This is a genomic window from Polaromonas sp. A23 (genome assembly GCF_002001015.1).
Taxonomy (GTDB): Bacteria; Pseudomonadota; Gammaproteobacteria; order Burkholderiales; family Burkholderiaceae_C; genus Polaromonas.
In genome coordinates this window covers 219,394-240,055 of record NZ_MUNO01000045.1, presented here as the reverse complement: position 1 = coordinate 240,055, position 20,662 = coordinate 219,394, and the positions used below count along the sequence as shown (strand labels likewise).

Here is a 20,662-nt window from a genome sequence, read left to right as displayed (position 1 = left end):
GTTCCTTGTTAGTCGGCTAAAGCGCGCGTGACGACTTCGTGGGTGTCCTTGCTGAGATCAGTGCGAGCGGCCACGCGGGCTATCGCTTCGCGAGCTGCGCTGCGGTAAGGCTCGGCCAGCTTGCTCCAGCGGTCCAACGCGCGTGCCAGGCGCGCCGCCACTTGAGGGTTCATGGCGTCGAGCTCGATCACGCGTTCGCTCCAGAAGACGTAGCCGGCCGCGTCTGCACGATGAAAGCCTGCCGGGTTGCCCTGGCAGTAGGTGCTGACGACACTGCGCGCGCGGTTGGGGTTGCGCAGGCTGAAGTCGTGGTGTTTCATGAGTTGCTTGACGGCCGGCAGGATGTTGCCGCCGCGGTCCGGCGCGCTGGCCTGCAGGCTGAACCATTTGTCGATTACCAGCGCCTCGTCCTTGAACATGGCGTGAAAGCGCTGCAAGGCTTTGGTGGCCAGTGGGTGGCCACTGGACACCAGGGCCGCCAGCGCGTTGAAGCGGTCGGTCATGTTGCCGGCATCTTTGAAGCGCTGCAGGGTTTTGCCGGGCCAGACTGCATCGCCGCTCGCGACTGCAGCGATACACAGCTGGGTCAGCGCCATGCCGGCCAGGGCGCGGCGGCCTGAAGACAACGGGTCGGGTGTGTAGGCGCCGGTGTCGTGGTTGGTGTCGTAGGCGGCTTCCCAGTCGGCCTGCAGCGCGGTGGCCAGCTGAAGGCGCATGGCTTCGCGCACCGCATGAATTTGCTGCGGGTCGACCACGGCCAGTTGCTCGGCAATGTAGGTTTCCGAAGGCAAGGTCAGTACCAGCTCCTTGAAGGCGGCGTCCAGCCCCGGGTGGTGCAAAACGTTGCGCATCGCCCAGATATAGGCATCATTTAGCGGGTTTGCCCTTGTGGCGCCTGCGTCACCAGCTATTGATTTAATAGCGCTTCGCACCGCCAGGCGTTGCCCCGCTTCCCAGCGGTTGAAGGGGTCGCTGTCGTTTGCCAGCAGATGCAGCAACTGGGCGTCGCTGTAGTCAAACTCCAGCACCACCGGCGCGGTGAAGCCGCGCAGGATGGAAGGCACGGGTTCCACATCGACATTGACGAAGCGCAGGGTTTCGCTGGCTTGCGTCAGCACAAAGGTGCGCGGCGTGGCCATGGGAGCGGCTTCACCTTCCAGCTGCAGTGGCAGGTCTTTGCCGCTGGTGCCTAGAAGGCCCAGGCCCACCGGTATGACAAACGGTTCCTTGGTCGGCTGGCCAGTCGTGGGCGGGCAGCTTTGCGTGAGCGTGAGGGTGTAGCTGCGCGCAACGGCGTCGTACACGCCTTCGGCGTGCACGCGCGGCGTGCCGGCCTGGCTGTACCAGCGCTTGAACTGCGGCAGCAGGCGCGCCAGGTCAGAGGCCGGGTTGGCATCGGCAATCGCCTGCGCGAAGTCGTCGCAGGTGACGGCCTGGCCGTCGTGCCGCTCGAAGTAGAGCTTCATGCCTTTGGCAAACCCATCACGGCCAACAAGCGTCTGCATCATGCGCACCACTTCCGCACCTTTTTCGTAGATGGTGACGGTGTAGAAGTTGCTGATTTCAATGTAGCTGTCGGGGCGCACCGGGTGTGCCATGGGGCCGGCGTCTTCGGGGAATTGCGCGGTGCGCAGCACACGCACGTCTTCAATGCGCTTGACGGCGCGGGCCGAGGCCTCGCCGCACAGGTCTTGTGAAAACTCTTGATCGCGGAAAACAGTCAGGCCTTCCTTGAGGCTGAGCTGAAACCAGTCGCGGCAGGTGATGCGGTTGCCGGTCCAGTTGTGGAAGTACTCGTGGCCGACCACGCTTTCGATGTTCGAGTAGTCGGTGTCCGTGGCCGTGGCCTGATTCGCCAGCACGTACTTGGTGTTGAAAATGTTCAGGCCCTTGTTTTCCATGGCGCCCATGTTGAAGTCGCTCGTGGCAACAATCATGAAGCGTTCCAGGTCCAGGCTCAGGCCGAAGCGGGCTTCGTCCCAGGCGACCGAATGCATCAGCGAGTTCATCGCGTGTTCGGTCTTGTCCAGGTCGCCCGGGCGCACATAAACCTGCAGCAAATGGTTTTTGCCGGCGCGCGAGGTGATGCGCTGCTCGCGCGCCACCAGCTGGCCGGCCACCAGTGCAAACAGGTAGGCAGGCTTCTTGTGCGGATCCACCCATTTGGCAAAGTGGCGGCCTTCAGCCAGTTCACCTTGCTCGACCAGGTTGCCGTTGGATAGCAGCACTGGGTATTTGGCTTTGTCGGCGCGCAGGGTCACCGTATAGCTGGCCATCACATCGGGGCGGTCCAGAAAATAGGTGATGCGCCTGAAGCCTTCGGCCTCGCACTGGGTGAAGAAAGAGTCGTTGCTGACGTACAGGCCCATCAGCTTGGTGTTTTTCACCGGGAAACAGGTGGTGAAAATTTCCAGGTCAAAAGACTCGGTGCCTTCGGGCAGGTTTTCCAGCACCAGCAGCTCGCCTTCCATCTTGAAGGAGGTGCCCTGGCCGTTGACCAGCACGCGTGCCAGGTTCAATTCTTCGCCATGAAGCTTGAGGGGCTGGGGCGGTACGTCTGCATTGCGGCGCAGCGTCATTTTGTTGAGCACGCGCGTTTTGGCCGGGTCCAGGTCAAAACACAGTTCGACGGTGTCGATCCAGTAAGCGGGTGCAACGTAATCTGCACGGTGGATGGTGGGTGAATTACCTTCTCTGGACAACATTGGTTTACTTTCGGGTGATTGGTCTGGGCCGTAGCAGGTTGGGAAGCATCAGCGCCGCGTCGTACAGGTTGTGGTTGTGCCCTTGCTTTCACAGGCAACCGGGCTTGGACGCGGGCCGCAGCTCGTTGTCGTGCTGCCTGACTCTCCCCGTTTCTGGTACTGCGTGCAAAGGTAAAAAGGAGCGGTTGGAGGAGGAGGGATGCGGTGCCCGACCAGCTTGCTCTGAATGCATTCCGCCGAATATCCAGTTTGATCGGAGAACGCCCGTGTCACTTGTCCCTTCTCGTCGAGTGCAAACACCAGTTTGGCTGATGTCGGCGTCGGGAACACGGCGGTGACGCACTCCAGAATGGCTCTTTCATGGGGCATGACGACTACTTTCCGCACGCCGTTGTCGTTCCATATGTTGGAACTCCCAAATGCCCATTGCCTGGCATAGGCTTGAGCTTTCGGATCGGCGTTTTGAACTTCCGCAGCCTTCCAGGCCTGATCGATGTTTTCAATGGTCGCTGCAGCAGCATTTGCCGAAGACGAGGTTTGTTGTGGAGGAAGCCCGCATCCCAGCAAGAGGGAACACGCCACTGCGCAGGTCAAATTCAGAGTCCAGTTCATACAGTGCCCGGTTGTTGCGCTTACACGCCTTGTTTCAATGAAGCTTCGATAAACGGGTCAAGGTCGCCGTCGAGCACCTTCTGGGTGGCCGAGGTTTCGTAGTTGGTGCGCAGGTCCTTGATACGGCTTTGGTCGAGCACGTAGCTGCGGATCTGGTGGCCCCAGCCGACGTCGGTCTTGGTGTCTTCCAGCTTCTGCTGGGCTTCCTGTTGCTTCCTCAGCTCGAAGTCGTACAGCCGTGACCGCAGGCGTTTCCACGCCACGTCGCGGTTGCTGTGCTGGCTGCGGCCGTCCTGGCACTGCACCACAATGCCGGTCGGGATGTGCGTCAGGCGCACGGCCGAGTCGGTCTTGTTGATGTGCTGGCCGCCGGCGCCGCTGGCGCGGAAGGTGTCGGTGCGCACGTCGGAAGGGTTGATGTCGATCTCGATCGAGTCGTCGATCTCGGGGTACACAAACACCGAGGCGAACGAGGTGTGGCGCCCGCCGGACGAATCAAAAGGCGACTTGCGCACCAGTCGGTGCACGCCGGTTTCAGTGCGCAGCAGGCCAAAAGCGTATTCGCCCTCGATCTTGATGGTCGCGCCCTTGATGCCTGCGGTGTCGCCCGCGGTTTCGTCTTCGATCTGCGTCTTGAAGCCCTTGCGCTCGGCGTATTTGAGGTACTGGCGCAGCAGCATGCTGGCCCAGTCGCAGGCTTCGGTGCCGCCGGCTCCGGCCTGGATGTCCAGAAAGGCGTTCAGCGGATCGGCCGGGTTGTTGAACATCCGGCGGAATTCCATTTTTTCGACCTCGCCCGCAACCACGGCGGCCTCGGCCTCGATGGACTGCATGCCGGCTTCGTCGCCTTCGGCTTTCGACATTTCGAACAGCTCGACGTTGTCGGCCAGTTCCTGGGACAGGCGGTCAATCACATGGACGACGTCTTCCAGGGATTTCTTTTCCTTGCCGAGTTCCTGCGCGCGTTTGGGGTTGTCCCAGACTTTCGGGTCTTCGAGTGCGGCGTTGACTTCGCTTAATTTACGTTCTTTGGCAGGGTAGTCAAAGATACCCCCGAAGTTCGTTAACGCGGTTGCTCAGATCGGCCAGCTGGTTGCCGATGGTGTTGATGTGTTCTGCTTCCATGAGAGGGGTCCTGTCTTGTCTGGGGGATCAACCCGCTATTTTCTCATGCTCCGGGGCGCGGCTCTTCCAGAAGGCCCTGTGGGCCGGATGGGCCCGTCCGGACCCGACTCAGGGGGCGGGCGTTGCCGGTGGGTTCAGGGGCAGGGTGACCGTGAAGACGGAGCCCTCGCCCGGACGGCTTTTTACGTCGATGGTGCCGCCGTGGGCCTCCACCAATTGGCGCGTGATGTACAGGCCCAGACCCAGGCCGCCGGTGCCGTCGTCACTGGCAATGCGCTCGAACTGTTCAAAAATGCGCTGCTGGTCCGCTTCGGAAATGCCCCGGCCCTGGTCTCGCACGGAAATGCAGGCGCCGTGCGACGACAGGCTCAGGCTGACTTGCACCGGCTTGCCTGCGCCATAACGCAGGGCATTGGTCAGCAGGTTGACCACCACCTGCTCGATGCGGAACTCGTCCCACAGCGCGGTGACCGGCTTGCCGGCATCCAGCGTGATGGCGCTGCCGGCGGCCAGGGCCTGGTTGGACAGGTTGTCCACCACACGCGCCAGAAAAGACGAGAGTTCCACCGGGCCGGGCCGTATGGAGAGCTGGTTACTGCGTATGCGCGAAGCGTCCATCATGTCATCGATGAGGCGCATCATGGCCTCGACCTGGCGCTTGTCGCGCGCCACCATGGCCTGCAGGTAGGCGGTGTCGAAAATGTCGGCACGCCCGCGGTCCAGCTGCATCTTGCGCAATTGCGCCTCGAGGAAAAGGGTGTTGAGCGGCGTGCGCAGCTCATGCGCCACCATGGACATGAAATCATCGCGCGAGCGAATCGATGCCTGTAACTCGCCCTGCGTGGTGCGCAGTTGCTGCAGCAACACTTCCTGCTCCTGCCGGCTTGCCTCCAGTGCCTGTACCTGCCGGCGGCTCTCGCTGCGCTGGCGGTGCAGATCCACAAAAACATTGACCTTGCTCTTGACGGCCTCCATGTCCAGCGGCTTGTACAGGAAGTCGACCGCGCCGGTCTCGTAGCCCTTGAAGGCGTAATTGGATTCCTTGCCGGCAGCGGTGACAAAAATAATCGGTACCTGGCGCGTTTTTTCAGTGCTGCGCATCAGTTCAGCCAGTTCGAACCCGTTCATGCCGGGCATCTGCACGTCCAGAATGGCCAATGCAAAGTCGTGCTCCAGCAGCAGGTCCAGCGCCTCTTCCCCGTGTGTTGCCTGGAAAATAGTCCTGTCTGTATGGCGAATCAGGGCGTTCAGTGCCAGCAGGTTTTCGGGCAGGTCATCGACGATCAGAATCCGTGTGGTTTCTTCTTCGGGCAGGCGCTGCCTTCCGCCGGCGGCGGATGGGTGCGGCCGCCACTCCGGGAAACGGCTGACCTCAGGCGGTGTGTGAGGTGCGCCTGGTTCAAGGTTGACCATGGTCATGGGAGCTGGGCGCTCAGGACGGCAGAGAGGGTTGTGAAAGTGGCAGTGAACATGGCTGTAAACATGGCGGTGAAAGGGGGCATAGAGGTTTCCTGCCAAAAGGGTGCGGGTGAATCGCTGTGGCTGTCTGTACGCTGTCGCACAAACAGGGTGTGAAAGTGTGCTTACCCGGCATGGGTGTGACCCAGCTCGAGCAGCAGGTTGCGAATGCCGTCCAGCGGCAAAACAAAATCGGGGGGAGATTTGCGAATGGCAGCATCAGGCATCATTCTGGCCTCGGCTTCGGCGGGGTCCTGCACGATGGTGATTCCGCCCTGCTGATGAATCCGTGCCATGCCTGCCGCTCCGTCACGGTTCGCCCCCGTCAACAAAATGCCCGCCAAGGTTGCGCCATAGGCCTCAGCAGCCGATTCCATCAGGATGTCGATCGAAGGACGTGAATAGTTGACGGGTGCTTCGCAGCTCAGGGAAAAAGTCCGGTCCATTTCCACCGAGAGGTGGTAGCCGGGGCAGGCAAAGTACAAGGTCGCCGGCGCAATGCCTTCCTTGTCGGCCGCTTCGCGTACTGCAATCGGCAGCCGATGCTGAAAGATCCCGGCCAGCTGGCTCTCGCGGTCATCGGGCAGGTGCACCGCCACTAGCAGGGGCAGCCGGAAGCTGGGCGGCAGATTTGCCAGCACGACCAGCAGGGCATGCACGCCCCCGGCGGATGCGCCGATGACGACCGCTTCTATGGCCTGTTTTTGTGCCGCCGATTTCATGAAACCTGGGCCGGTGGCGCCGTGAGTTTGCGGAATATGCGGGCGGGTTTGTCCAGCGATTCGAAATGCATGTTGAACGCAGAAAATTCGATGCTTTCCTTGCTGCCCAGCGCCATGAAGCCGCGGTGGCCCAGCGATTCGTGAAACAGGCCGAGGGCGCGGTTCTGCAGCGTCTTGTTGAAGTAAATCAGGACGTTGCGGCAAAGCACGAGCTGCATTTCGGAAAACACGCTGTCCGTCGCCAGGCTGTGGTCGGAAAAAATCACGTTCGCGCACAGCGAGGGGTCGAAAATGGCAGCGTCGTAGGCCGCGGTGTAGTAGTCGGAAAAAGCCCGTTCTCCACCGGCCTGCTGATAGTTGGCTGTGTGGCTCTTGATGCTGCCCAGCGGAAAAATGCCCCGCCTGGCTTTGTCCAGCGACAGCGGGTTGATGTCTGTGGCGTAGATCAGCGAGCGCTCGAGCAGGCCTTCTTCCCGCAGCAGGATGGCCAGCGAATACACCTCTTCGCCCGTACTGCAGCCGGCAATCCAGATCTTGAGCGAAGGGTAGGTCTGCAGCACTGGCAGCACCTGCTGGCGCAAGGTGAGAAAGAAAGCCGGGTCCCGAAACATTTCGCTGACCGGAATTGTCAGGTACTGCAGCAACTCCATGAAAAGCGTGGCGTCCTTCAGCACCAGGGCCTGCATGGCCTCCATGGTTGGGCATTCAAAATGGGCCATGGCCTGCAGAAGGCGGCGCTTTTGTGATGCGCCGGAATAGTCCCGGAAGTCGTAGCTGTACTTGAAGTAAATTGCCTCCATCAGCAGCTTCAGTTCTGTCTCGCTGACGCTGGCTCGCGAATGGGCCGGCGCACCCCGCGCTTGTAAGGCCGGGGCGTTTCTTCTGGGCATGGCTAGTGTCCTGTCCCGCAAATAAAGGCGATATGAAATCGCCCATTCAGCCGCCATGCGGCGTTACTCGTCGTTGCCATAGCTACGGCTATGTCGCCTCCTCGCGCCTTGCCTGACAGCTGACTGGACAATTTCATTTCATCACCTTATTTGCGGCACAGAACACTAGACCCGCTCCACGTTCGGCATCCAGACGCGGAGCAGCGAGAACAGGCGGTCCAGGTCAATCGGCTTGGCGAGGTAGTCGTTGGTGCCCGCCTTGATGCATTGCTCCTGGTCGTCCTTCATGGCCTTGGCGGTGACGGCAATGATGGGCAACTTCTGGAAGCGCGGGTCCTGGCGGATGCGGCGCGTGGCTTCCAGGCCGTCCATGCCGGGCATCATGACGTCCATCAGCACCAGGTCGATGTTCTCTACATCATTGAGTTTGCTGATGGCCTCAAAGCCGTTGCGGCCGATTTCGACCAGCATGCCTTTTTGCTCAAGCGCGCTGGTGAGCGCGAAGATGTTGCGTACGTCGTCGTCCACCAGCAGGATTTTCCGGCCTTCAAACACCCGGTCACGGCCCCGTGTGGCCTTGAGTATGAGTTGACGCTCTGCCGACAGGTCTGCCTCTACCCGATGCAGAAAGAGGGTGACTTCATCGAGCAGGCGCTCGGGCGAGCGCGCGCCCTTGATGATGATGGAGCGCGAGTACTGCAGCAGGTCGGCTTCCTCCTGGCGGGTCAGGTTGCGTCCGGTGTAGACAATCACCGGTGGAAAAGAAGTGATGTCGCTGGTGGCCATGCGCTGCAGCAACTCATAGCCCTGGATGTCGGGCAGCTTCAGGTCAATGATCATGCAGTCAAATATCGTGTTGGCCAGCAAGGCCAATGCCTTGGCGCCGGTTTCCACGGCGGTGATTTCAACATCGTCGTCACCAATCAGGCTGGTCACGCTGGCGCGCTGCAAGGCATCGTCTTCCACCAGCAGCACACGCTTGACCTTCTGCGTGAGCTTGTCTTCGAGCTTTTTGAATACCGCCTTGAGTTGCTCGCGCGTGGTGGGCTTGATGGTGTACCCGATGGCGCCCATCTGCAGGGCGGGCTCGCGGGGCTCTTCACCCGACACCACATGCACCGGCATATGGCGGGTCAGCGGGTTGCGCTTGAGCTGTTCCAACACCGACAGGCCGTTGCGGTCGGGCAGGCCCATGTCGAGCAGAATCGCGGCCGGCAAAAATTGGGTAGCCAGTTCAATGGCATGCGCCGCACCGTGCGCGACGAGGCAGTCGTAACCCAGCTCATGGGCCAGGTCGTACAGGATTTGCGCAAAAGCAGGGTCGTCCTCGATCACCAGCACCAGCCGGGTGGCCAGCGGCTTGTGCCTGTCGTCGGGGAACACTGGCACATGCACCGCTGTTTCCGGGGCCGCCGCTTTGACGGTTGCAAGGGTTGTGGCGGGCACCTGCACCTGCGCGGGTGCCATCGGGGCGGCTGGTGGCTGTTGGGCGGGCGTCCAGCCGGTAGGAAGCAGCAGCGTGAAGCAGCTGCCTTTTCCTTCGCGACTCTCCAGTGTGATGGCGCCGCCGAGCAGGCCGCTGAGGTCGCGCGAGATCGACAGGCCCAGGCCGGTGCCGCCGTAGCGGCGGCTGGTGGTGCCGTCGGCCTGGTGGAAGGCGTCGAAAATAATGCCTTGCTGGTCCGGGCGAATGCCGATGCCCGAGTCCTGCACGGCAAACGCAATCTGGCCATTGGGGTGCTGCGATACGGTGAGGCTGACCTTGCCTGCGTCGGTGAACTTGATCGCGTTCGACAGCAGGTTTTTCAGGATCTGCTCCACGCGCTGACGGTCGGTCACCAGCGTGACGGGTGTACCGTGGCTGATGCTGATCTCGAACTGCAATTGCTTCTGGTTGGCCATGGGCTCAAAGGTGCTCTTGAGCGAACTCACCAGATGGGCCAGAACGATGTCTTCAGGGGTCAGCTCGAGCTTTCCGGCCTCGACCTTGGAGATGTCGAGAATGTCGTTGATCAGGTTCAGCAGGTCGTTACCGGCGGAGTAGATCGATTGCGAAAACCGGACCTGCTCTTCGTTGAGGTTGCCCTTGGGGTTGTCGGCCAGCAACTTGGCCAGGATCAGCGAGCTGTTGAGCGGGGTGCGCAGTTCATGCGACATGTTCGCCAGGAACTCCGACTTGTAGCGGCTGGCGCGGCTGAGTTCTTCAGCGCGCTCTTCCAGCAGGGTCTGCGCCTGGTTGAGCGCGCCATTTTTCTGGTCCAGCGACAGGGCCACTTCGGACAGCTGCTCGTTGGTTTGTTCCAGCTCGGCCTGCTGGTTCTCCAGGTTGATCTGGTACTCCTTGAGTACGCGCGACTTTTCTTCCAACTCTTCATTGACGGTGCGCAGCTCTTCCTGTTGTGACTGAAGGCCTTCGTTGAGCTGCTGGCTTTCTGCCAGCACGTCTTGCAGCCGCCGGCGGTAGAGGGCGGCGTGGATGGAGTTGCCGATGTTGTTGGCAATCATGTTGACGAACTCCAGGTCCCGCGCGCCGAGCGCACGCAGAAAACCGAGCTCCACCACGCCATTGACCTGTCCGTCGTTATGCACCGGCACCACCAGCACGTGGCGGGGCGAGCCCCGGCCCAGGCCCGAGGTGACCTTCAGGTAACCGTCGGGCAGGTCGTCGAGTTGCAGCACGCGGTTTTCAAGCGCCGCCTGACCGACCAGGCCCTCTGCGCTGTAAAACGCCTGTGCCGTACTTTCGCTATTGGCACTGAAGCCGTAGGCGGCGACGCGCCGCAGGTTGCCGTTGTCTTCCCGAACGTAGAGAGCGGCCACTGCCGCATCAAGGTAGCGCGCAATGAACTCGAGCACGCTGCGGCCCAATGACTCCAGGGCCTGCTGGCCGATGGTGTGCTCGGCCAGCTGCCGCTGCCCGGTGCGCAGCCAAAGCTGTTGGTCCAGCAGCAGCGCGGTGGCCGCCTGTTTGCGCTCTGCTTCTACATAGGAGTCCGACAGGCGCTGCAGTTCGCGGTGGCCAAGTGCTGCCAGCAGGCCGCTCAGCCCCAGGCTGAACAGCAGGTAAGCCGCCATGCCCCAGGTGGTGTTGTTCCTGGCCTGGGCGTTGCGCTCCTGCAGCAGGCGCTCTTCGATGCTGATGAACTCGGCGAACTCGCGCCGGATTTCATCGGTCAGGCTTTTTCCGCCTGCAGAACGAACCGGCGCCTGGTAGTCGAGGTCTTTTCGCCTGAGGTCGACGATGGTTTGTGCAAACTCGTTCCACTGCGTCTGCAGCGCAGCAATGCGCCTGAGCCGGCTGACCTGGGACTGGTTGTTCCGGACCAGCTCGGCCAGCGTGGCGGTTTCGGCCGCAATGCGTGGCTTGCCGATCTCAAAAGGCTGCAGCAGGGGCTCTTCACCGGTGACCAGGAAGCCGTACATGCTGGCTTCCATGTCGGCGCCCAGTTTGGCGACCTGGTTGGCGTTGCTGATTGCCCGTTCCGTCAGCTCGACCCCGCCCAGGGCGGACAGGAGATAGAAGATGAGTGAGACGAAAACTGCGGCGCTGAGTGCGCCCACGCCCAGCGGCAGGCTGACGTTGCGCGTCAGGACGCGGCGGAAGTTTTCCTGATTGTCGGAAGCTGGCTCGGTCATGGATATCCCCGCGCCAAGCGCAATAAAGGACCGAGTGTGCCTGAGAAGCGGTGCCTTGAGTGTGCGTTACCGAACTTAAAGCCTGTTAAGCCAGGAAATCCTCGATCAGGCGGGCGAGCTGCTCTGGCTGGTCGTGATGCAGCATGTGGCCAGCATCCTGCACCACCGCGGTGGTGGCTTGCGGCACCGATTGCAAGCGCTCGTGGTACTGGGCCAGCGTGTATTTGCCATCCCACCACTTGCCCAGGGAATCATCGGACGCCTCGACGGCCAGCGTGGGGGCACTGATGCGCTGGTAGATCTCCAGCACCTCGTCCACACGGTAAAGCTGGGCGTTGGTGATCTTGTGGGCGGCGTCGCCCAGGATGTTCCACTGGCCCTGGGCGTCGGGCGCGGCCCAGTGGCGGGCCAGCCAGTCAGCTTTGTCTTGCGTCAGCCGCGGGTTGGTGCGCATCAGTCGGCGGGCCACGCCGTCCACGTCGTTGTAGGGTTTGAGCGCCATTTCGCCGCGGTGCAGGCTTTTGAGCTCGTCCATCCACTTGGCATAACGGCCGGGCGCCTGGCTGGGCCGCGTGGCGGGCATGCCGAAGCCTTCGAGGTTGATCAGCTTGCGGATGCGCTCGGGCCGCGAGCCGGCATACAGCATGGCGACATTGCCGCCCATGCTGTGGCCGACCAGGTCGACGGGCCGGCCGGGCGCGTAGTGGTCGAGCAGGAAATCCAGGTCGGCCAGGTAATCGGGAAACCAGAAATTGTCGGCACCGTTGGCGCCGGTTTTTCCATAACCGCGCCAGTCGGGCGCGATGATGCTGCGGCCCTGCACAAAGGCGTCGGACAGGGCATCAACCGCAAACTGGTAAGAGGCGGCAACGTCCATCCAGCCATGCACTAACACCAGCGGTGTCAGGTTGCTGTTGGCTTCGCCCCAGTGAAGCGTGTGGTAATTGATACCGCGTATTGGGACAAACTCGCTGCGGGAAGGGCGTTTTTCTTTGTACATTGATCCTCATCATAAGGAGACTCGATTTGAAGCGCAGTCAAGACAGGGACATGGCCTCCACGTCCACACCCGATCATTACGCTGACCTGCACACGGGTTTTCGTTGGCAGGTTGACGAGTACTTCAACATCGCTGAGGTCTGCTGCCGGCGTTGGGCAGAAGCCGATGCAGGTAAAGGCGCTATCAAAAGAGTAGCTATCCGCGCCCACCAATCAAGGGCGAAAGGCACTTTCTATACCTATTTCGAGCTGCAGCAGGCTGCCGACGCCCTGAGCCATGTGCTGGTGCAGATGGGCGTGCAGCGCGGCGACCGCGTGGCGATTGTGATGCCCCAGCGTTTTGAAACCGCCGTGGCCTACATGGCGGTGTTCCAGATGGGGGCGGTGGCGATGCCGCTGTCCATGCTGTTCGGGCCAGAGGCGCTGGAGTACCGGCTGCAGGACAGCGAGGCAGTGCTGGCCATTTGTGATGAGAGCTCCATTGCCAGCCTCAAGGCCATTCGCCAGAGCTGCCCGGCGCTGCGCACGGTGATTGCGGCGGGCGCGGCTGCAGGCCAGGGTGATGTTGACTATGAAACGGCACTGGCCGGACAGCAGCGGGTGTTTACCGCGGTGAAAACCAAGGCGGACGACGCAGCCATCCTGATCTACACCAGCGGCACGACGGGCCCGCCCAAGGGGGCGTTGCTGGCGCACCGTGCGCTGATTGGCAACCTGCCGGGTTTTGTCTGCAGCCAGAACTGGTTTGGTTTTGACGGCAAAACGAATGCAAAGTCCGAAGCAGTTTTCTGGAGCCCGGCGGACTGGGCATGGACGGGCGGGCTGATGGACGCCTTGTTGCCCACGCTGTACTTTGGGCGCCCCATCGTGGCCTTCAACGGGCGCTTCAGCCCCGAGCTGGCTTTCAGCCTGATGGCCGAACAGGGCGTGACGCATACCTTCCTGTTTCCCACCGCGCTGAAAGCCATGATGAAGGCCTACCCGCAGCCGCGCCGACAGTTCAAGCTCAAGCTGCAGGCCATGATGAGCGCGGGCGAGGCCGTGGGTGATGCGGTGTTTGCCTATTGCCGCGACGAGCTGGGTGTCACCGTCAACGAAATGTTCGGCCAGACCGAGATCAACTATGTGGTGGGAAATTGCTCTGCGTTCTGGCCGGCCCGGCCCGGCAGCATGGGCAAGGGCTACCCGGGCCATCGGGTGGCGGTGATTGACGAAGACGGCAAGGAGTGCGCGGTTGGCGTGCCTGGCGACGTGGCGGTGAATCGCTTTGACGTGCACGGCGATGCCGATCCGATTTTCTTCCTCGGCTATTGGAAAAAAGAAGCCGCAACCCGGGGCAAGTTCACCGGCGACTGGTGCCGCACGGGAGACATGGCCAGCCGCGATGAAGATGGTTACCTCTGGTACCAGGGCCGGGCCGACGATGTGTTCAAGGCGGCGGGTTACCGCATCGGCCCCGGCGAAATCGAGAACTGCCTGGTCAAGCACCCGGCGGTGGCCAATGCAGCGGTGGTGCCCAAACCCGACCGTGAGCGCGGCGCCGTGGTCAAGGCCTACATCGTGCTTGCTCCTGATTTTGTAGCTGCTCGCGCACGAAAGACGGGGGCTGAGGCCGAATTTGATGTCAAACTCATGGCCGAGCTGCAAGCCCACGTCAAGGGCCTGCTGGCACCCTACGAGTACCCCAAGGAGATCGAATTCATTGACGCGCTGCCGATGACCACCACCGGCAAGGTGCAGCGACGTGTGCTCAGGCTGCAAGAGGAGGAGCGGTTCCGACAGGCCGGTTGAGCGCATGCGCACAAAGAAAAAGCACCCCGAGGGGTGCTTTTTCTCTTTATCAGCAGGGGCCGCAGGTCCGGCTTTGCCGGCCTGCAGGCGCCATCCCCGGAGGGGAAAAGGCGCTACACGAAGTGAGCGTCGATAGGGGGAATCAGTTACCTGGCAGTGGCTTGTACCGGCTCGGCCACATAAATTTCAACGCGGCGGTTTTTGGCGCGACCCTGGCTGGTGTTGTTGTCGGCGACGGGCTCGCGCTCTCCGCGGCCGTCGGTGGCAACGCGATTCCCCGAAACGCCGCGTGCCACCAGATAGTTGCGCGTGCTGTTGGCGCGGTCGACAGACAACGGGTTGTTGACGGCATCGCTACCGGTGTTGTCAGTGTGGCCAATGATGGTGACTGTGGTGACCGGGTTCTGATTCAGGCTGGTCGCAAACTGGTTCAGGATGGGACCGAAGCTGGAACTGACGTCAGAACGGCCGGTGGCGAACGAGATGTCCGAAGGAATGTCGAGCTTCAGGCGGTTGTCCGCGGTTTGGCTGACAGCAACGCCGGTGCCGACTGTGGCCCGTTCCATGGCAGCCTTCTGGTCCTGCATGCGCTTGGACCACAAGTATCCGCCGCCTGCACCCACTGCACCACCCAATACCGCGCCTGTTGCCGCACCTTTGGAGCCGCCGGTGGCCGCACCGATCACGGCGCCAGCGACAGCGCCTATGCCCGCACCCTTTGCGGTGCCTTGCTGGGTTTCGCTCATGTTGGCACAGCCGCTCAGGAAGAGAGCGGCACAAGTCAGGGAAGTGAGTACTAATTTCATGGAAGCTCCTGGAGAAGTTATTGTCGAAAAATTGGCGAAAAAGGATTAAAGCTTTTGTGTGTGAATGGTAGGGGGTCATCAGGTATGCATTTGTAAGCGAATCGCCCGAGATCCTGCCCGCCAGCGGCGATGCCGGCGACCCCTTAAACTAGCCGCGGCATTCTTTCCGGCCCTTTCACTTTCCATTTCAATGCAAAAAATTCAGCTAGGCAGCAGCGACCTGCAAGTCACCCCGGTTTGCCTGGGCACCATGACTTTCGGCGAACAGGTGGATGAAGCCACAGCGCATTCAATTCTTGACCGTTCCCTCGAGCGCGGCGTCAATTTTCTCGACACGGCGGAAATGTATTCGGTGCCGGCCAAGGCAGAAACCTTTGGTGCTACCGAAACCATCATCGGCAACTGGTTTGCCAAACGCCCAGGCGTACGAGGCAAGCTGGTGGTGGCTACCAAGGTCGCCGGCCCGGCGCGCGGCATGGCCTGGGTGCGCAACGGCAGCCCCGACTTGACGCAGCAGGACATCGTGCAGGCCTGCGAGGACAGCCTCAAACGCCTCCAGACCGACGTCATTGACCTTTACCAGATTCATTGGCCGGCGCGCCATGTGCCGGCGTTCGGCATGCTGTATTTCGACCCCGCAAAAGACAAGCCGGTCAGCTCCATCCATCAGCAGCTGGAAGCCTTGGGTGGCCTGGTGAAGGCCGGCAAGATCCGCGCGATCGGTCTGTCCAATGAAACGCCTTACGGGGTGCACGAGTTTGTGCGCCTGGCAGAGCAATATGGCCTGCCCAAAGTGGCGACGGTGCAAAACCCGTTTTGCCTGGTGAACCGCACGGTGGAAAACGGGCTGGATGAAACCATGCACCGGCTCGGTGTGTCACTGCTGGCTTATTCGCCGCTGGGCTTTGGCCTGCTGACCGGCAAATACGATCAGTCGGGCGTGGAAGGCCCGCAGGCGCCGCAGAACGCGCGCATCGCCAAATACGAGTCAGTGCGCAAGCAGCGCTGGGGCCGACCCGAAGCACTTGCCGCCGCACGCCGCTACAACACCCTGGCACGCGAGCATGGCCTTACACCCACGCAGCTTGCACTGGCTTTTTGCTACACCAAGTGGCAAGTGGCCAGCACCATCATTGGTGTGACTTCAGTGGCACAGCTGGACGAAAACCTCGATGCCTGGGGCGCCCAGCTGTCACCCGAGTTGCTGGCCGCCATTGATGCGATCCGTTGGGACGCGCGGGATCCCGCGCTGTAAATATGGGCTCCCCCCGAAGCGCCTTTGGCGCCTCCCCTCAAGGGGCGCCATCTGCGGCCCGGCAAAGCCGGTTCCGCGCTGGCACTTGAACGGAAGCACCGCAGTGAGCAAAAAGGACCACGTGTCAGAGACACCGGCAACTCAGATGTTGAAGATCGCCGGGGTAGTTTTCACCGAGCACCCCTACGAGTACCTGGAGCATGGTGGGGCGCAGCACAGCGCCGAGGTCCTGGGCTTTGATCCGTTCACCGTGGTCAAGACCCTGGTCATGCAGGACCAGGATGCGAAGCCGCTGCTGGTGTTGATGCACGGTAACCGCAAGGTTTCCACCAAAAATCTCGCACGCCAGATCGGTGCCAAATCGGTCGAACCCTGCAAGCCGGAAATCGCCAACCGCCACAGTGGCTACCTGGTCGGCGGTACTTCCCCCTTTGGCACGCGCAAAGCGATGCCGGTGTATATCGAGGAAAGCATTCTCGCCCTGCCTAAAATTGCCATCAATGGCGGCAGGCGCGGGTACCTGGTCGGGCTGTCGCCCCAGGTATGCGTTGAGTTGCTGGGCGCAAAATCGGTCAGTTGCGCGCTGGTCGATTAAAACAAGAAATACTGGAGAACACATGGTCTACGTTTACCCCGTCCTCGCCGTGCTTGCGGCCTACCTGATCGGCTCACTGTCGTTTGCGGTGATCGTTAGCAAGCTGATGGGCTTGAACGATCCGCGCAGCTACGGCAGTAAAAATCCAGGGGCCACCAATGTGCTTCGTTCCGGCAACAAGGCCGCAGCCGCACTGACGCTGCTGTTTGACGGTGTCAAGGGCTGGGTGCCGATGGCACTGGTGATGTGGTTTGGCAAGGACTATGGCCTGCGCGAAGGCACCCTGGCCGCCGTTGGGCTGGCGGCGTTCATGGGCCATCTGTATCCGGTGTTTTTCGGCTTCAAGGGCGGCAAGGGGGTGGCAACGGCGGCCGGTGTGCTTTTCGGCGTGCACTGGATTTTGGGCCTGGCTACGTTGGCGACCTGGATCATCGTGGCCTTTTTCTCGCGTTATTCGTCGCTGGCGGCACTGGCCTGCGCCATATTTGCGCCCTGGTACTACCTGATAGGCGACCGTTCGTTCTGGTATGTCGACAAACTGGTGGCGCTGGCCTTGGTCGCCATGAGCGCCTTCCTCATCTTCCGGCATCGGGAGAACATCATCAAGCTGCTCAAGGGAACCGAGTCGAAGCTGGGGGGCAAAAAGAAGAGCTGAGCTGCATTGCAGTCTGCTATGAATTAAGTAGCTGCTTATGCCCGCACAATAAGGGCTACAGCCGCTTTTCCTTCAGAATCGTTTGGTCAGTGTCATTTGGTCATTTTCCCGGACCATCTGAAAACGCGTCAGGAAGCTGTTGCCCAGCAGCATGAAGGGCATGGGCTGGGAGATGACCACGGCGTCAACGTCGTACACCTCGACGTCACCCACACGCACGGAATTGAGCTTGACGCGAAAGCCTGGCGCGACGCCATTGGCCGTGCTCAACTGGATGGGCTGGCCGCTCTTGTAGTTGATTCCAGCTCGTTCGGCATCGGCCGCGCTCATGGCGATGCTCGTGGCGCCCGTGTCCACCACGAACTGCACGGCGCGCCCGTTGATCTGACCTGGAGTCACGAAGTGGCCGCCGGTGCCGGCTGTCAACACGATGCGGTTGCCGCCTTTGCCGCTCTTGCCGGCTTCGCCGCCCGTGCCTCCCCCGGCGCCCACACTGACCGGGGCGTCCCCGACGCGCAGGGTGTGGCGCTTGCCATTGAGTTCGAGCACGGCCTGGTCTCCGGACGTGGAGATGACCTTCACATCCATGTGCTTTTCGCCCACCGCTACGGATTTTGGCGCAGCACCGTTGACCACCAGCAGCGCCTTGTTGCCCAGCGTGCCGGCCAGGGCCACACTCTGGGCCTGCGCCATGCCACCAAAGGCCGCCAGCGCGATGAGCAAGAGGGTGAGGTGTCTCCATCCCATGCCAGCCGGGGCCGCGGAACCGGCTTCGCCGGGCCGCAGGCGCAGCGCCCCCTCGGGGGGCAGCGAACCACACGCAGTGGGGAGCGTGGGGGCCAAACCTCTAGTCCCTGAAGTTGTTAAAGCTAAGCGGCATGTCAGGCAGCTCCGCTTTGATCATGGCCATGGCGGCTTGCAAGTCGTCGCGCTTGGCACCGGTGACGCGCACCGCATCGCCCTGAATGGAGGCCTGCACCTTGACCTTGCTGCCCTTGATGAGCTGCGAGATCTTCTTGGCCTGTTCGGTCTCTATGCCGTTGCGGACCTTGACGATCTGCTTGACCTTGTCGCCGCCAATTTTTTCCACTTTGCCGGCATCGAGGAAGCGAACATCCACCGCGCTTTTTGTCATCTTGTTGCGCAGGATGTCGGTGATCTGGTCGATCTGGAAGTCGCTGTCGCCGATCAGCGTGATTTCCTTGTCCTTGAGCTCGATCGCGGCGGCCGTGCCCTTGAAGTCGAAACGCGTGCCGATTTCCTTGGCGGTATTCTCCACGCCGTTTTTGACCTTCACCAGATCGGCTTCGAGGACAGTGTCAAAAGAGGGCATGTTTGCAGTTTCCTGGTTGCGTTGCAGGGATGGCAGGGTGAGACAATCCCGTCATGTTAGTCGAGAAAAACGTTCCCCTCCAGTTTTCCAACACCTTTGGCATCATGGCCAAGGCGCTTGCGCTGGTGCGCATTGCCAGCGAGGAGGATGTCGCTGCCGTGCTGGCCGATCCCGCCCTGCAGGCGGTGCCCAAATTCGTGCTGGGCGGCGGCAGCAACATCGTGATCACCGGTGACGTCAAACCACTGGTGCTCAAGGTGGAAATCAAGGGCAAAAAGCTGGCCGGCGAAACGGCCAAAGCCTGGATTGTGGAAGCCGGTGCCGGTGAAAACTGGCACGACATCGTCAGCTGGACGGTGCACAACGGCTACCCCGGGCTGGAAAACCTGGCACTGATCCCCGGTACCGTGGGGGGCTCGCCGGTGCAGAACATTGGCGCATACGGCGTGGAGCTGCAAGACCGCTTTGACTCGCTGGACGCGATCGACCTGACCACTGGCAAAAGCTTCACGCTCAATGCAGCGCAGTGCGCTTTTGGCTACCGCGATTCGGTTTTCAAACACAGCAGCAATGGCCCCAACGGGCTCGGCCTGGCCGGCAAGGCGCTGATCACGCGTGTGCGCTTTGCCCTGCCCAAAGCCTGGAAAGCCGTGCTGGGTTATGCCGATATCGAGAAAAAGATGGCGCAGTTCGCGTCCGTTGTGCCTGACGCGCTACAAATTTATGAATGGATCTGCGAAATCCGCAAAGCCAAGCTGCCCGATCCGAAGGTGATCGGCAACGCCGGCAGTTTCTTCAAGAACCCCACCGTCACGCCCGAGCAGTGCGCCGACATCATCCTGCGCGAACCCAAGATCGTTCACTACCACCTGGACGACGGCTCCGTCAAGCTGGCGGCAGGCTGGCTCATCGATTCCTGCGGCTGGAAGGGCAAGACGATTGGCAATGCCGGGGTTTATGAGCGGCAGGCCCTGGTGTTGGTCAATCGCGGCGGCCCGGCCAACCCGGTGACCGGCGGCGAGGTCATGACCTTGGCCAAGGCGATCCAGACCAGCGTGTATGAACGTTTCGGCATTTTGCTGGAACCCGAACCGGTGGTGGTCTGAACATGGCGCGGCTGGGCGAGACCTATCGGGGGCTGCGGATGTCTTTGTGGCGCCGGCTGGCGCTACGGTATTCAGGTTTGTCGGCCGTGTTGCTGGGCATCCTTTGGGGTTGCCTGTTCCTGGTTTCGGTGTTGTCTGGCTTGCACCCAGACAGGGCAATGCTGCTCATTCTTGTATTGGCCTTCCCGCTGTCTCTTGTCGCAATATGGGCGACCTCGGAGCGCCGCCGGCTGGTGCGTGAAGCGCCGCTGCCGCGCTTTCTGAAGCAAAAGCTGGTGGATGCCTATCCGCACCTAACCCTGCGAGACGCCGAACTGGTCGAACGCGGTTTGCGCCAGTTTTTCACTGCCTGCCAGCGCAGCAACAAGCGCTTCGTCGCGATGCCGTCGCAAGTGGTCGACAGCATGTGGCATGAATTCATCCTGCACACCTCGGCCTACCGCGAATGGTGCGACCTGGTGATCGGTCGTTTTGTTGACCATGTGCCTGCCGAAGTGCTGGGCCGCAAGGCATCAACCAACGACGGCCTGCGCCGCACCTGGTTCTGGGCCTGTCGCGAGGAGTCCATCAACCCCAAAAAACCGAGCCGCCTTCCGCTACTGTTTGCGTTGGACGCGAAATTTGCGATAGCCGGCGGCTTTGTCTACCTGGCCGATTGCAAGGGCGTGCGCCGTGACGACGGAGCAGGCGGTTCAGCGGGCGCTTATTGCGGCGAAAGCTTTTCCGACGGCAGCTATAGCGGCGATGCGGATGGGTTTGGCGGCAGCGAATCTTCGGGCGGCGGCAGCGACGGAGATGGCGGTAGCGGTAGCGGATGCGGCTCGGGGTGCGGCGGAGGCGGCGATTAGTTGGCTGCCACCGCGTATGGGTGAAAATTGTCAGATGCTCTGTATTCCCTGCAACCGGGACAAGAGTGACCTTTAATCCAGTTGCATTCCGATGATTTAGGTTTCTGCTCAAATCTGATTGAATCG

The 20,662-nt window shown here is 61.3% G+C and carries 17 protein-coding genes; 6 read left to right on the top strand and 11 right to left on the bottom strand.

Annotation, left to right across the window (positions count from 1 at the left end):
• Positions 1-8: 8 nt before the first annotated feature.
• From pepN to B0B52_RS20330, 8 genes are all read right to left on the bottom strand, one after another.
• On the bottom strand, positions 9-2,705 hold the full coding sequence (gene pepN / locus B0B52_RS20360; RefSeq protein WP_077595489.1) for an aminopeptidase N: 2,697 nt from the start codon (positions 2,703-2,705) through the stop codon (positions 9-11).
• Positions 2,706-2,753: 48 nt separating this feature from the next.
• Complete coding sequence (locus B0B52_RS22340) at positions 2,754-3,317, bottom strand: hypothetical protein (protein WP_139352039.1); 564 nt, start codon at positions 3,315-3,317, stop codon at positions 2,754-2,756.
• A gap of 20 nt (positions 3,318-3,337) precedes the next feature.
• A protein-coding gene (gene prfB, locus B0B52_RS20355; protein ID WP_139352038.1) for a peptide chain release factor 2 occupies positions 3,338-4,442 on the bottom strand; the annotation gives its coding sequence in 2 pieces (ribosomal slippage) (positions 3,338-4,360 and positions 4,362-4,442; 1,104 coding nt in all).
• A gap of 108 nt (positions 4,443-4,550) precedes the next feature.
• Positions 4,551-5,756, bottom strand: a complete 1,206-nt coding sequence (locus B0B52_RS20350; RefSeq protein ID WP_254425799.1) for a hybrid sensor histidine kinase/response regulator — start codon at positions 5,754-5,756, stop codon at positions 4,551-4,553.
• 269 nt (positions 5,757-6,025) lie between these two features.
• A complete protein-coding gene (locus B0B52_RS20345; RefSeq protein ID WP_077595488.1) occupies positions 6,026-6,622 on the bottom strand; it encodes a chemotaxis protein CheB in 597 nt (198 codons plus the stop codon).
• Entirely contained in the window at positions 6,619-7,512 is an 894-nt protein-coding gene (locus tag B0B52_RS20340; protein ID WP_077595487.1) for a protein-glutamate O-methyltransferase CheR, read from the bottom strand. The genes B0B52_RS20345 and B0B52_RS20340 overlap by 4 nt, the downstream gene beginning before the upstream one ends.
• A 165-nt stretch (positions 7,513-7,677) precedes the next feature.
• Entirely contained in the window at positions 7,678-11,148 is a 3,471-nt protein-coding gene (locus B0B52_RS20335) for a response regulator (RefSeq protein WP_077595486.1), read from the bottom strand.
• A gap of 85 nt (positions 11,149-11,233) precedes the next feature.
• Positions 11,234-12,148, bottom strand: coding sequence for an alpha/beta fold hydrolase (locus B0B52_RS20330; RefSeq protein WP_077595485.1), 915 nt, complete (start codon positions 12,146-12,148; stop codon positions 11,234-11,236).
• 50 nt (positions 12,149-12,198) lie between these two features.
• On the opposite strand from B0B52_RS20330, the gene B0B52_RS20325 reads away from it, so the two are divergent.
• Positions 12,199-13,938 carry an acyl-CoA synthetase gene (locus B0B52_RS20325; protein ID WP_077595484.1) on the top strand — a complete coding sequence of 580 codons (1,740 nt, stop codon included), beginning with the start codon at positions 12,199-12,201 and terminating at the stop codon, positions 13,936-13,938.
• A gap of 146 nt (positions 13,939-14,084) precedes the next feature.
• Here B0B52_RS20325 and B0B52_RS20320 read toward each other — a convergent pair whose 3' ends face one another.
• Positions 14,085-14,744, bottom strand: a complete 660-nt coding sequence (locus B0B52_RS20320; protein WP_077595483.1) for an OmpA family protein — start codon at positions 14,742-14,744, stop codon at positions 14,085-14,087.
• A gap of 190 nt (positions 14,745-14,934) precedes the next feature.
• On the opposite strand from B0B52_RS20320, the gene B0B52_RS20315 reads away from it, so the two are divergent.
• The 3 genes from B0B52_RS20315 to plsY all read left to right on the top strand — a co-directional run bounded on the left by B0B52_RS20315 (position 14,935) and on the right by plsY (position 17,249).
• Entirely contained in the window at positions 14,935-15,999 is a 1,065-nt protein-coding gene (locus tag B0B52_RS20315; RefSeq protein WP_077595482.1) for an aldo/keto reductase, read from the top strand.
• 103 nt (positions 16,000-16,102) lie between these two features.
• Positions 16,103-16,594: an aminoacyl-tRNA deacylase gene (locus B0B52_RS20310; protein ID WP_077595481.1), complete on the top strand. Its 492-nt coding sequence runs from the start codon at positions 16,103-16,105 to the stop codon at positions 16,592-16,594.
• Between the two features lie 22 nt (positions 16,595-16,616).
• The gene (plsY, locus tag B0B52_RS20305) at positions 16,617-17,249 is read left to right on the top strand and encodes a glycerol-3-phosphate 1-O-acyltransferase PlsY (RefSeq protein ID WP_077595480.1); all 633 of its coding nucleotides are present in this window, start codon (positions 16,617-16,619) and stop codon (positions 17,247-17,249) included.
• 72 nt (positions 17,250-17,321) lie between these two features.
• On the opposite strand, the gene B0B52_RS20300 is transcribed toward plsY, so the two are convergent.
• Together B0B52_RS20300 and B0B52_RS20295 are read right to left on the bottom strand one after the other, a co-directional pair.
• A complete protein-coding gene (locus B0B52_RS20300) occupies positions 17,322-17,996 on the bottom strand; it encodes a TIGR02281 family clan AA aspartic protease (protein WP_077595620.1) in 675 nt (224 codons plus the stop codon).
• Positions 17,997-18,096: 100 nt separating this feature from the next.
• The gene (locus tag B0B52_RS20295) at positions 18,097-18,582 is read right to left on the bottom strand and encodes a YajQ family cyclic di-GMP-binding protein (protein ID WP_077595479.1); all 486 of its coding nucleotides are present in this window, start codon (positions 18,580-18,582) and stop codon (positions 18,097-18,099) included.
• A gap of 53 nt (positions 18,583-18,635) precedes the next feature.
• On the opposite strand from B0B52_RS20295, the gene murB reads away from it, so the two are divergent.
• Both murB and B0B52_RS20285 read left to right on the top strand, forming a co-directional pair.
• A complete protein-coding gene (gene murB, locus B0B52_RS20290; RefSeq protein ID WP_077595478.1) occupies positions 18,636-19,688 on the top strand; it encodes a UDP-N-acetylmuramate dehydrogenase in 1,053 nt (350 codons plus the stop codon).
• Positions 19,689-19,690: 2 nt separating this feature from the next.
• On the top strand, positions 19,691-20,536 hold the full coding sequence (locus B0B52_RS20285) for a hypothetical protein (protein ID WP_077595477.1): 846 nt from the start codon (positions 19,691-19,693) through the stop codon (positions 20,534-20,536).
• Positions 20,537-20,662 lie beyond the last annotated feature (126 nt).